Genomic DNA, 12,056 nt, shown 5'->3' on the forward strand with positions numbered 1-12,056 from the left:
ATGCCGCTCAGCGCCCGTGGCGCAGTTCGACCATGTCGCCCTGCCACTGCGCGACCGTATGCAACGCGGGGCCGCTGCCGAGCACGCGGAACCAGGCGTCATAAGCGCCCTGCAGCAGGCCCAGCAGCATCGTGGTCCAGTTGTGCTGCTGGTCGGCAGTGAGGGCCTTGGGCAGGCTGCGGTGATGGACCACGATCGCATCGTCTCCCACCGCCAGCTGGATTTCGCCCCATCCAAGGTCCTGCCAGAAGCCGTTGATCCGCGCGGCGAGCACGGCGGCATCGCTGACGCCTTCGAGTGGCTCCAGCGCGGCCATACGCCGCCCGATCGCCGCGAAGAAGCCCTGGGCCTGGCTGGTGGGGGCGCCTTCGCAGACTTCGGCGGCGGCCATCATCGCGAAGAGCGCCAGCCCTCCGGCGCCGCTCTGTTCGCCTTCCGGGCGCGGAGAGGGGAATGCGTGCAGTTTCATCGGCCAGTGCTCCCGAAATTCTGTCTCACGCCGAACATGCTCCGGAACTCGTCGTAAGATCCGAAGGTGTTGTAGCTGGCCTCGCCGCCGATACGGGTGGTCGGGCTCAGCTTGTAATAGATAGACAGGTCGCTCGAAACCGCAAATCCGGTCTTGCTGATGCTGTCGTAATAGGAACGCACGTCGTTGTTGGCATCCTTGAGCGCATCGAGCACCGTCTGGAGCGGGGCGTTGATGGGATAGAGGTCGGTCTGATCCTGCTTGTAGCTCTGGAAACCGGGCGTGAACGAGGCGCGGATGTCGAAGAGTTCGTCTTCCATCGTGTAGTTCACCGGAAGGCCGACGCTGATGAAGTGCTGCGGGCTGAAATAGCCGCCGTTGCCCCAGGTGAAGTAGTTCTGGCTCTTGTCGTAGCCCTGGTAATTGACGTTGAGGCCCACGGTGAGGTTCGCGCGGGTGCCGTGATAGGCGCGCAGATAGCCGCCGACATTGGCCTCGAAACCGTTGTTGCGGGCGACGTTGGTGCCGCGGAAGCGATAGTAGCGGCCCTCGGCGTAGACGCCGCTGCCGTCCTCGTCATAGGACAGGCCCGCGCCGCCTGCCGTGCGCATGACCTGGCCCCAGCGCATGCCGGTGACGGGATCGCGGGTGCCCGCATAGGAAAGCACGCTGTCGGTCACGGGCTGGCGTTCGGCGAAGACCTTGCCGCGCACCGTGGGCGAGAGCTTGGGCGTGGCGGCGGCGCGGAATGTCGCCTCGGTCTTGCCCATGCCGACCGGGGTAGTGCCCGCTTCCAGTTGGACGCTGTCGCTTTCGTAGCCCGCCGAGAAGGCGACACCCGAGGCGTTCTGGGTCTGGGCGGCGGGGAACACCGAGGGTACTTCTGCGACGATGGACGCTGCCTCGATCAATCCGTTGGTGCCGAAGCGGGCCTGGCCGGACTGGTTGGCGCGCCCGGCATCGATCACCGAGGCTTCCGCCTTGGCATAGACGCGGCCGCCCGGCGCATCGGTGGAGAAGCGGGCCGAGCCCTTGATCTCGTCGAGCTGGCTGAGGCCTGCCTCGCCGGAGCGGCGGCGGTAGCCTGTGTCGATATCGACGCGCGGGCCGGTATCGTGAGACATTTCGGCGATCTGCGACTGGATCTGGGCGATAACCGGGTCTGCCGAGTAGGCGGTGGTCGAACCGGCATCCATGCCGGTGTCGCCATAGCTGCCAGTGTCGCCGTAACTGCTGCCGGTGGTCGGATAGGCCGCCGAGGCCATGGCGGGGGCGGCATAGCTCTGGCCGCCGTAGCTGGGCGCGGTGCCATAACCCGAGGGCGCGTTATAGGTGGGCGCAGCGGCATAGGAAGCGGGCGTGCCGGCGCTGCCGTATCCGCTCGAACGGCTGTTCGGAATACGGGTGCCGCCGCCGAGCGCGAAGGGGTTGACCTGCTGCGGTGTGGCCACCGGGCGATCCCGGAACGGGTTCGATCCGCCTGCCGGGGTCATCGCCGCGAAGGGATTGCCGCCTGCAAGGCCGTCGATCGAAGTGCCGCCCTGGCCGCGCGCATAGAGGTTGCGGGCTTCCTTGAGCATGGCCATCGCCGCGCGCTCGTTGCCGCGGGCGCGCTCGACATTGGCGAGCGATAGGCGCACCTGATAGTCCTGCGGGAAGGCGCGGAGCACATCGTTCTGGGCGCGGCGCGACAGGTCGTTGTCGCCTGCCGCCTGCGCCGTCTCGGCAAGGCCAAGCAGGGCGTCCTTGTCGCCCGGCTTGCGGGCGAGCACCAGTTGCCAGGTCTGCGCGGCGCGGGCGGGCATCTGGCCGCCCTGGTAGAGCCGCGCGAGACCGGCGAGAATGTCCATGTTCTCGGGGGCGGCAGCCCAGGCGCTCTGGAGAATGTCGAAGGATTCCGCGAAGCGACCGGCCTGTCGCGAACGGTCGGCCTGGCTGACCAGCAGCGCCGCGTTCATCCGCGCATAGGCCTGCTGGCCTTCCGCCGAAGTGCCCGCCATCGCGCCTGCGCGTTGCAGGGCCTGCTGGGCAAGATCGTCGCGGCCGACGCGGGCGAGCACGCCGATCAGGCCTTCGTAATCGGCCACGCTGGACATCGGCGCCTGCGCGGCGTTCTCGGCCACGCTGGCGGCGCCCTGCGCGTCGCCCAATTCGTAGAGCGCATTGGCGACGGCGGCCTGCTTGCCGACCGGGATCGCCGACATCGCGCCGAGCTGGCGCAGCGAGGCGAGGGCCTGGGCCTGCTGGCCCTGCGCGGCCATCGACTTGGCGCGGGCGATCGCGGCATCGGTCTTCACGCCGATCGCGAAGCTGCGCATCGGTGCGGTGCGCTGTGCCTCGGGGATCATGTCGATCAGGCGCGCGGCTTCGGTGGCGCGGCCGAGGTCGTTGTTGAGCAGGGCGGCGGCATAGAGCGCGTCGGGCTGGCCCATCGAGGTGAGCGAGCGCAGCAGCGATTCCGCTTCGGGCACGCGGCCGCGCTTGATCTGGAACTCGGCGAATTCGTAACGAATCCAGGGGTCGGTGGGATCGAGGACCAGACCGTTCTGGAACTCGCGCATGGCGCCCATGTCGTCGTTGTTGGCCGCGGCGGCGAGCGCACGGCCGCGGGCGGCGCGCATCTGCAGACGCTTGTCGTCGGCGCTGCCACCGCCTTGGCTTGCCTGGCGGTAGAGATCGGCGGCGTCGGCGTAGCGGCCCTGCTTCTCGTAGATGTCGGCGAGGATTTCGAGCGCCGGGCCGGGTTCCTTATAGCCCGAGCGGATCAGGCCTTCGGTCACCGACTGGGCATCGGCAAGGCGGCCCTGCGCCACGAAATTGCGGGCATCGGCAAGACCGGCGAAGAAGCGGGCGGAACCGAGGCCTTCGGCCCACTGGCTCGCCTTACCGTAGCGCGAGGCCTGTTCGAGGTAGTTTGCCGCTTCCGCGAAGTTGCTTTCGCGCAGGCGCACGAGGCCGAGGCCGCCGAGCGCATCGGGGTCGCGCGGGTTGACCGAGAGGGCGCGCTGGAACTGGCTGGCGGCGGAGGCGAGGTTGCCGTCCTCCAGCGCGTCGAAGCCCGCGACGCGGGCCTGCCCGGCGCGATTGGCCGAAGTGGTCGGGGCGGGGGCGCTGCGGGCGGGCGCGGCGGCCTGTGTCGGGCGCTGGGCGGGCGGCGCGGCAGGCGTGCGCGTCGGTGTCGGGCGCGCGGCCTGTGCCGGTTTGGCGGCAGGCTTGGCAGCCGGTTGCGGCGCTGGCTTGGGCGCCGCCGGCTTGGCGTTCAGCGCCTGATTGACCGAGGCATTGCCCGGATCGAGCGCCTTGGCGCGGCGCAGCGCCTGCTGGGCAAGGTCCTCACGGCCCTTGGAACGCCAATACTTCGCCTGTTGCAGCAACGCATCCACGCCCGCCGCCTGGGCATGGGTAACGCCGACATGGGTAACGGTCGTCGCGGTGGAGAGCAGGAGCGCCAGGCCGACGAGGCGCAGGCGGGTCATCGCGGCATTCATGCGTTATCGTCCTGCTGGCCGAGGCGGCGCTGGGCCTGGCGGCGGAAGTAGAGGTAAGCGGGGCTGGCGAGGACCGCAGCGAGCAGCAGCGAGAACAGACCCATCAGCATCGGACGTTGGCTGAACCAGTAGGCGAGCTTCATCCAGATCGGCAGCGAGCCGACCCAGTAGCGATCGCCGATGGCGAAGCTGGTCATGCCGTCGCCCTTGGTGACGGCAAGGTCGCCCTGGATCGCGGCGTTGATCTTCTTGTCGGCCATGCCGTCGACAAGGGCGGGCAGGGCGGCGGCATTGTCGGCCAGCAGCGCGACCACCGTCCGGTCGGACGAATAGGGCGAGCGGAAGCTGACGATGCCGGAGAACCCGCGCGCATTGTAGACGAGCGGCGCGGCGACCATCGGATCGTTGCGCTCGGTGCCGCCGAAGAACGAGGTGGCATATTGCAGCGGCGAGCGCTCGGTCACTTCGAGGTGGCCGTTGACGTAGCGAACGGGGGCCTTGTCGAACAGCGTGCCCGCCGAGGCGAGTTCCACGCCGCCCACGACCAGCACGTCCTGATCCTGAAGGTCCGCAGCCGAGACCGACGAGGTCACGGTGATGCCGGTGACCGGAACGCCGGTGGAATCGCCGAAGCGGCCCATCAGGTCGAGGAAGGCCTCGACCGAGGCGGGCGAGGGGTTGGCGGCCATGACCACGGTGGTCTCGGCAAGGTCGGGCGCCACCGTGAAGGGGAAGCCCGCACCCGCGAACGTGGCGAGGTCCGGCATCAGAAGCGCGTGATAGGCCGAAGTCAGGTCGATCGTGCTGTTGGGATCGATCGAGGTCCGGACGTTTTCCGGCAGGGTGCCGGTGCACTTCTTCTTGTCGGCGATGATCAGGTTGTAGTCGAGCGCCAGCTCGTTCTGGCCGAACAGGTTGTAGCGCGGCAGCACCACCTTGGCCGACGAATCCTGTCCGCGCGCGCCCGAGCCGCCGAACAGGTTGCTCCACCAGGTCGAGCTGAGCGGCAGGGTCTTGAGGTACTGGCCGTTGAGCGAGACGTCGAGGCGCGAGCCGCGCTGGTCGAGCCAGTCGGCCACCGGATAGCGATAGGTCAGGTTCAGGTGGCCGCCTTCGCGGGGCCAGAAGAACAGGTCGGGCGCGACGCGGAAGCTGGCGGTCAGCGGGCCGGGGCGCAGGCCCATACCCTGGAGCGCATAGGCAGACATGATCTTGCCGAGCTGCACCGGCTTGTCGGTGGAAATCCAGCGCAGCGCGCCGTAGCGCGGCCAGGCGGGAATGCGCACGCCGTCGAAGGCCATGCGCTGGCCGCCGAACACGCCGCGTCCGAGCGCGACGGCGCCTGCCGCCACCCGCAGGTCCGCGTCGTTCCGGCCCATCAGCACCAGCAGGGTGCCGGTAGGATCGGCCGGATTGCGCACGACCGCGGCGGTCGGGCCGGTGGCGGGGGCGATGTCGAGACCGGGGATCGACTGCCCGGCCTTCAGGAAGACCACGGCATTGCCCTTGGGCAGCGAGCCGTAGACCGGCTTGAACGAGAAGCCGCGATAGGATGCTAGCGAACCCAGCCACGAAGCGGTGGCGGCGGCGGCTTCCAGCTCGCCCTTGTGCGGCTGTCCGGCGAAGACGAAGGGCATGCGCAGCGGCACGTTCTGGCCCTTGTCGAAGAACGGCAGCGGCATGCGCGAAAGGTCGGGCTGGAAGGTGAGCGCCTGATATTCGACGTCGAGGAACGAGCGCGTGTTGCTGATGTTCGTCCAGAGCGAGCTGTGGAACGGGTCCTCGCAGTCGCGGGCGTAGTGGCCGAGGAAGCGGATGTTGAGCTGGTTGTCGCCGGGCAGCAGCAGGGCGCCGTTGATCGGGATACGCAGGGCGTGGCCGCCCGCTTCGGCGCGGGTCAGCGGCACGGCCTGGACCACTTCGCCGTTCACGATGACGACGAGCTGGCTGATGTCGTCCAGCATCTGTGCAGACCACGAGATCTGCAGCGTCAGCACGGCGGAGGTGACGACGCGATCCTGCCGCATGCCGAAGGGAATGCCGATCTCGCCCGCCGTGCCCTGAAGGCGGATCGGGCTGGCGACGCGCATGTCCTTGAGCGTCAGGCGCTCGCTGAGGCCGCCGCGCGCGGCGTCGGGCGCTCCATCGGCTGCGGGCGTGGCGGCAGGTGCAGCTGCCCGAACCGGCGCGGCGTGGACTTCACGGCTGCCGAGCACGATCGTCGCGACGCCCAGTGCCAGCGCGGTGGCGACACCGGCGGCCTTGGCCAGCGGCAGCAGGCCTTTGGCCTTCTTCTTCGCCTTCTTGTCGGCGGGGATCGCGGGCGTGCTGGGGGCCATGGCGCCCATGGCGCGGCGTTCGGCAAAATTGAGACGCAACATGCGTTTGATCGTCACCATGTCGACAAGGATGATGTCTGCCAGCGAGCGGAGGCCGCTGACTTGCGGATTGGGGCCGGTGGGCTGCCAGGCGTCGGCCCGGCCCATGACGGCGCGGACGAGGTGGCGGTTCGCCAGCATGTCCAGCTGTTCGAAGCGGACGAAGGCCTTGTTGCCGCTCATGCGCATCGTGCGAACCGGGATCGAGAGCACCTCATCGCCCATGGCCATCGTCATGTGCGTCACTTCGGCCTCGCGCGCGGGCAGTTCCACCGGCAGGGCGAGGGCGGCGCCGCCCATCGAGATGTCGATCGTGGTCGCGCCCAAGGTATGGCCGGAGGAGAGGTAGGCGGTGACCGGCAGGGCCACCGGGATGCGGATGTCCTGACGGGCCTGGCGCGTCTCGCGAGCGACCGAGACGGCGGCGAGCAGGATGATGAGGCTGAAGATCGCCCAGGCGCAGTTCAGCACCAGCGTATCGGTCTGGATGTTGAACATGTAGGGGAAGAACGCCCATTTCCCGACCGCGAGCGCGATGCCGCCGACCAGCAGGCCGATGCAGATCAGGTGCGGCTTCACCACGTCCCAGTCGAAGTAGGTCTTGTCCAGCAGCGAGCCCTTGTCGGTCACGTTGAACTTGCCCTTGCGGGGTTGGAACCAGGTCATGACGGTCGGCTTGACGAGGTGGAAGGCGAGAATCGTCTCGTAGACTTCGCCCCAGAACGGGCGGCGGTCGCCGCCCTGGGTGCGCTCGTTGGCCACGGATGAACAGAACAGGTGTGGCAGGGCATAGGCGAAGATCAGCGAGGCCGAGGCCTGGATGATGTTCTGACCGAAGATCAGATAGGCGAGCGGGCTGGTCAGGAAGGCGATGCGCGGTAGCGGATACTGGAAGTGCAGCATCGCGTTCAGGTAACAGAGGCGCTGCTGCCAGGTCAGGCCCTTGCCGAACAGCGGGCAGTCGATGCGCAGGATCTGCGTCATGCCGCGTGCCCAGCGGATGCGCTGGCCGACATGAAGCACCAGGCGCTCGGTGGCGAGACCGGCGGAAAGGCGCGCGCTGATATAGGCGGTGTTCCAGCCGGTGCGCTGCAGCTTGAGCGCGGTATGGGCGTCCTCGGTCACGGTCTCGCCCGCGAAGCCGTTGGTCTCCATCAGCGCCTCGCGGCGGATGATCGCGCAGGAACCGCAGAAGAACGTGGCGTTCCAGAGGTCGTTGCCGCCCTGGACCGGGCCATAGAACAAGTCGCCTTCGCCCGGCATCTCGCCCATCGTCGAGGCGAGATTGCGCTGCACCGGATCGGGCGAATACATGTGATGCGGCGTCTGGATCAGCGCGAGGCGCGGGTCGGTCTGGAACCAGCCCACGGTCAGCTGCAGGAAGGCGCGGGTGGGAACGTGGTCGCAGTCGAAGATCGCGATCAATTCGCCGTCGGTCTTCTTCATCGCCGCGTTGAGATTGCCCGCCTTGGCGTGAAGGTTGTTGTCGCGGGTCAGGTAGCCGCAGCCGGCTTCCTTGGCGAAAGCGCGGAATTCGGGACGCTTGCCGTCATCGAGGATGAAGATGCGGTAGCGGTCGACCGGATAGTCGAGGTCCATCGCCGCGAAGACCGTGTTGCGCACGATCTCCAGGCTCTCGTTGTAGGTCGGGATGTAGATGTCGACCGTGGGCCAGGTCTCGGGATCGCCCTTGGGTTCGATCACCGGCCGGTCGAGCGGCCAGCTGGTCTGGATGAAGCCCAGGATCAGGATGACCCAGGCATAGAGTTCGGCGAGGTAGAGGCCGGTGCCGAACAGGAATTCGGGCAGGGTGCCGAACGCCAGCGTCTGCGTCGTGCGCCAGAACATGTAGCGCGTGGACATCAGCACCGCGAGCAGGCCCAGCGCCAGTGAACCCTTGCGGCCCGGCCAGCGCTTCATGATGAGCGTGCCGAAGATCGTCACGCCCGCGAACATCCACTGGGCATTGATGTCGAGGGGGACCCCGATCACCATGGCCGCGATCAGGACGATCGGAACGATCGCCAGCAGTCGGACGGCGCGGTGCGAAACGAGCTTTCGGATCATGCGGCGCGGCTCACCGGAGCTATCCACGCCTGGGTCGTCGAATCGAGCGTGGGGGCAACGGCTTCCGCGATCTGCTGAACGTCGGACAGGGCGACACTGGCGGGCGCATAGCGGCTCAGCATCTTGAGCGAGGCGATGGATTCGGGAACCGCTTCGTCCATGCGGATGCGGCCGATCAGGCGCGGGCCGGCCAGTTCGCGGATGAAGGCGGAGCCGTGACGGCCGAGGCGGCGCGTCTCGTCCAGCGCATTGATGACGAAGGCGGTGCGGGCGAGGCCCTCGATACCGGCTTCGCCGAAGACCTGCGGCAGCAGCGCGAGGGTGTCGGGCTGGGCGTTGATCGTGCAGACGTGGGCGCAGGCATGGTCGATCAGGCGGCGGGCGAGGCGGGTTTCGCTGGAAGGCACGTCCACCACCAGCACGCGGTCCTTGCCGGGCTGGAAGTAGCCGAGATCGTTCAGCATCGGCACGAAGTCGAGATCTTCGGGCGCGCGGCGCCAGCTGCGCAAGTTGATGCCGCCGACCAGCACGGCTTCGTCAGCAGGCGCGGTGAGGGCGGGGAGGGCAATGGCCGGCGTCAGGCCGAAGTGCAGCGGCAGCGTATCGCGCGCGGCGATGCTCACCACGGTCACGTCTGCGCCCTGGGCGGAGAGACCCATGGCGAGGTGAGCGGCCACGAAAGTGTTTCCGGTACCCCCCTTGGGACCGTGACAGACGATCATCGGCATCAGATTTCCCCCCGGGCGCCAAGGTCCGACAAATGACGCAACATGGCTCGTACATCGCGAACCGGCTCTTCAACAACAGGTTTTGCAATCGATGGAGAAACAGATTGTTGCTCATAGCGGCTGAACAGGTTTTTCAGCGGCTCGGCAGCCAGTTCCGGATCGACAGTTTCGGTCTCCGGCACCGTGCCGTCCGAAACGGATTGGTCGAGAGTCTGAAGGCGCGGATCGCGCAACAGTGCCTCAAGGATCGGCCAGAGTTCCAGGTCGGAAAACCGATCCTCGAATTCCTTGTAGGCAAATTCGTTGCGACCCAATCGGTCCAGAAGGTTTCTGGCATCAATGCGCATGACAATCCCCGTTGTTGCCCGGTCAGAACTGGCAACTAATGGTTAACATCATCTTTATAGGTGAAATCGAGGTCCGAAAAACCCTGCTTTCGCAGCTTCTTTCACGCCTCGCCTTGTAAAATTCCGCCGGTTCAGCCCGTTTTTCGGCCGGTGTGCCCACATGTACCCTTATAGGAAGGGCGGAGCGGAATCGGTTTCGTATTAGCCTTGGGGCTAACGCCTGTTGCGATTCGTTAAGGGGGAGCTGCAAAGAAAAAGGCACCACCCTCAGAAGAGAGTGGTGCCCGGGGACGGGATCGAACCGCCGACACTATGATTTTCAGTCATATGCTCTACCAACTGAGCTACCCGGGCAAAACCAAGCTTTTCAGCGAATTTTCCGACTGCCGAAGCGGCCGTTCGCTGCTGGTGGCGGGCCTATGAAGAACCTGGACCGGCTTGGCAACCCTAAAATGACGATCTCGTTTCAATCGTCTTGTGGATAAATATCCGGGTCCGGATTTTGCGGTGCTGCCGGTCCGGGAATGGCATAGCCGTCGCCCAGCCATTGCAGCAGATCGCGGTCGCGGCAGGGCTTGGAGCAGAAGGGGGCATGCTGCGCATTGCGCGGCTTGCCGCAGATCGGGCACTTGGCATTGGCCCTTACGGTGGTGTTGTCGCTCATGACGTGATCGCCTGCGCGAATCCGCCGCCCAGTGCAAGGCCGGGGTCTTCCCGCCAGGCCAGCACGCGCCCGGTGCGGCGGGCGAGTTCGGCTTCCCATTCGCTGCGCACCCGCGCACGCACGCGGGGATGGGCGGTCAGCAGCAGCGTGCCGGGTTCCTGTACCCGCTCCGCCTGTCGCAGCAGCAGCCGGGCGCAGGCTCCGGCGGGATCGTGGCGCAGGCGGTGGAGAATCGAGGGGCGCTCCAGCCTGGCGACGAGATGGACGAAGCCGAAGCCGTTCATCGCGGTGTGCTGGTGCGGCCAGTGGTCGAGCGCCGCAGCGAGCGCTTCGTCCACGGCGCGGCGGTCCTCCTTGCCTTCCAGCGAGGGGAAATCGATGCCGATCGAGCCGCCGAGATCGAATTGTCCGACGGCCTGCGCGATAGCCGGGATCGCCGCCAGCGCGAGGGCGCGCGGGGGCAGGGTGCCGTCGATATCGATCAGCGTCATCGCCGGGGTAGGGATGACGAGAATCGCGCCGCCCTCGAAAGCGATCTCGCCGCCGAGCGCTTCGGCGAAGAGTTCGGGCCAGGGGTCCTCGGGGAACTTGCGGAGCGTGCGGACCGGATGGCCGGTTTCTTGCAGTGCTTCTGCCAGCGACGGGGCGGGACGGGGCGGAAGTTTCGTCGGCCTGGCCTGGGCGCGTTTCAGGCGCCCGGTCTCGGCCATGGCGGCGCGGGTGATCTGGGCGCGCAGCGGTGCGCCTTCGCTGGCTTCCGGCGGCAACCCGCTGATGAGCGCTTCCTCGCTCGAGGGGAAGCGCAAGGTGCCGCGCCTTGCGCCTTTGGCCCGGGAGACGAGCACGGCATCGGCCACTTCACCGGGGGCGAGAGCACCGTCCCATTGCAGCCGGGCCGCCAGCACTTCGCCGTTCTCGACGAGGATCGCGCGCGCTTCGCCGATCCCGTCCTCGACGAGCCACTCAGCCAATCGCGAATCCTGCGGCCTTCAGCAGGGCGCGGGTCTCGAACAGGGGGAGGCCGACGACGCCCGAATGGCTTCCGGCGATTTCCGCGATCAGGCCCTCGGCGCTGCCCTGGATGGCATAGCCGCCCGCCTTGCCGTCCCACTCGCCGCCGGCGATATAGGCTTCGATCTCTGCGGGCGAGAGCGACTTGAAGCGCACCACCGTTTCGGAAAGACGTTCGCGCAAAGTGCCGTCGGGCGAGCGGAGGGCGATGGCGGAAAGCACGCGGTGGCGACGACCGGAGAGCAGCGTTAGGCAGGCGCGCGCGGTGGCTTCGTCCTCGGCCTTGGGCAGGATACGGCGGCCGCAGGCAACGACGGTATCTCCGGCGAGGACGTGCGCGCTGTCATCTGCTGCTGCCAGCGCCTTTTCGCGCGCCATGCGGCGGGCATAGGCGCGGGGCACTTCCCCGGCAGCGGGCGTCTCGTCGATGTCGGCAGCGGTGACGGCGTGGGGCGCAATCCCCAGTCGGCCGATCAACTCGCGTCGGCGAGGGCTGGCCGAGGCAAGGATCAGCCGCAAGTCCGGCCGAGGGGCGGTCAGGTCTCCCACGGGAGACGCGAGATCAGTACTGACCGGGGCCACCGCGACCAGGCATGAAGCGGTAGGTGATGCGACCCTTGGTGAGGTCATAGGGGGTCAGTTCGACGAGAACTTCGTCGCCGACCAGCACGCGAATGCGGTTCTTGCGCATCTTGCCTGCAGTGTGGCCGAGAATTTCGTGGCCGTTTTCCAGCTCTACGCGGAACATCGCGTTGGGCAGGAGTTCGACGACCCGGCCGCGCATCTCGAGGAGTTCTTCTTTCGCCATTGGCGATCAATACCCGTAAGCTTGCTGATGATTGCGGCGCGCCATAGCCACGACTCACCGAAAATGGAAGCCTTGCCGTTCCAACTCTTCCCGGCG

The 12,056-nt window shown here is 67.2% G+C and carries 9 protein-coding genes and 1 tRNA gene; all 10 read right to left on the reverse strand.

Annotation, left to right across the window (positions count from 1 at the left end; all coding sequences use genetic code 11):
* Positions 1 to 7 precede the first annotated feature (7 nt).
* The 10 genes from bcsD to infA all read right to left on the reverse strand — a co-directional run bounded on the left by bcsD (position 8) and on the right by infA (position 11,960).
* Positions 8 to 469: a cellulose biosynthesis protein BcsD gene (bcsD, locus tag ACZ1II_RS14075; protein WP_465146994.1), complete on the reverse strand. Its 462-nt coding sequence runs from the start codon at positions 467 to 469 to the stop codon at positions 8 to 10.
* Positions 466 to 3,957, reverse strand: a complete 3,492-nt coding sequence (locus tag ACZ1II_RS14080; RefSeq protein ID WP_465146995.1) for a cellulose biosynthesis protein BcsC — start codon at positions 3,955 to 3,957, stop codon at positions 466 to 468. The genes bcsD and ACZ1II_RS14080 overlap by 4 nt, the downstream gene beginning before the upstream one ends.
* Positions 3,954 to 8,402, reverse strand: coding sequence for a UDP-forming cellulose synthase catalytic subunit (bcsA, locus tag ACZ1II_RS14085; protein ID WP_465146996.1), 4,449 nt, complete (start codon positions 8,400 to 8,402; stop codon positions 3,954 to 3,956). Before bcsA ends, ACZ1II_RS14080 begins: the two co-directional genes overlap by 4 nt.
* On the reverse strand, positions 8,399 to 9,130 hold the full coding sequence (locus ACZ1II_RS14090) for a cellulose synthase operon protein YhjQ/BcsQ (RefSeq protein WP_465146997.1): 732 nt from the start codon (positions 9,128 to 9,130) through the stop codon (positions 8,399 to 8,401). The genes bcsA and ACZ1II_RS14090 overlap by 4 nt, the downstream gene beginning before the upstream one ends.
* Positions 9,130 to 9,477 (reverse strand): hypothetical protein, encoded by a 348-nt coding sequence (locus tag ACZ1II_RS14095; protein WP_465146998.1) that lies wholly within the window; start codon positions 9,475 to 9,477, stop codon positions 9,130 to 9,132. The genes ACZ1II_RS14090 and ACZ1II_RS14095 overlap by 1 nt, the downstream gene beginning before the upstream one ends.
* A 278-nt stretch (positions 9,478 to 9,755) precedes the next feature.
* Positions 9,756 to 9,831: transfer RNA gene (locus tag ACZ1II_RS14100), tRNA-Phe, on the reverse strand.
* A 112-nt stretch (positions 9,832 to 9,943) separates the two neighbouring features.
* On the reverse strand, positions 9,944 to 10,141 hold the full coding sequence (locus ACZ1II_RS14105; protein ID WP_465146999.1) for a DNA gyrase inhibitor YacG: 198 nt from the start codon (positions 10,139 to 10,141) through the stop codon (positions 9,944 to 9,946).
* The gene (locus ACZ1II_RS14110; protein WP_465147000.1) at positions 10,138 to 11,112 is read right to left on the reverse strand and encodes a ribonuclease; all 975 of its coding nucleotides are present in this window, start codon (positions 11,110 to 11,112) and stop codon (positions 10,138 to 10,140) included. Before ACZ1II_RS14110 ends, ACZ1II_RS14105 begins: the two co-directional genes overlap by 4 nt.
* Positions 11,105 to 11,734, reverse strand: a complete 630-nt coding sequence (locus ACZ1II_RS14115) for a Maf family protein (protein WP_465147001.1) — start codon at positions 11,732 to 11,734, stop codon at positions 11,105 to 11,107. The genes ACZ1II_RS14110 and ACZ1II_RS14115 overlap by 8 nt, the downstream gene beginning before the upstream one ends.
* Positions 11,715 to 11,960, reverse strand: a complete 246-nt coding sequence (gene infA, locus ACZ1II_RS14120) for a translation initiation factor IF-1 (protein WP_007014967.1) — start codon at positions 11,958 to 11,960, stop codon at positions 11,715 to 11,717. The genes ACZ1II_RS14115 and infA overlap by 20 nt, the downstream gene beginning before the upstream one ends.
* Between the last annotated feature and the right edge of the window lie 96 nt (positions 11,961 to 12,056).

Source organism: Novosphingobium sp. BL-S-20 (assembly GCF_055521635.1).

What these genes read in the sequence shown, in the direction of transcription:
- bcsD (WP_465146994.1), bottom strand. Translation starts at nt 469, where the DNA reads ATGAAACTGCACGCATTCCCCTCTCCGCGCCCGGAAGGCGAACAGAGC.
- ACZ1II_RS14080 (WP_465146995.1), bottom strand. Translation starts at nt 3,957, where the DNA reads ATGAATGCCGCGATGACCCGCCTGCGCCTCGTCGGCCTGGCGCTCCTG.
- bcsA (WP_465146996.1), bottom strand. Translation starts at nt 8,402, where the DNA reads ATGATCCGAAAGCTCGTTTCGCACCGCGCCGTCCGACTGCTGGCGATC.
- ACZ1II_RS14090 (WP_465146997.1), bottom strand. Translation starts at nt 9,130, where the DNA reads ATGCCGATGATCGTCTGTCACGGTCCCAAGGGGGGTACCGGAAACACT.
- ACZ1II_RS14095 (WP_465146998.1), bottom strand. Translation starts at nt 9,477, where the DNA reads ATGCGCATTGATGCCAGAAACCTTCTGGACCGATTGGGTCGCAACGAA.
- ACZ1II_RS14105 (WP_465146999.1), bottom strand. Translation starts at nt 10,141, where the DNA reads ATGAGCGACAACACCACCGTAAGGGCCAATGCCAAGTGCCCGATCTGC.
- infA (WP_007014967.1), bottom strand. Translation starts at nt 11,960, where the DNA reads ATGGCGAAAGAAGAACTCCTCGAGATGCGCGGCCGGGTCGTCGAACTC.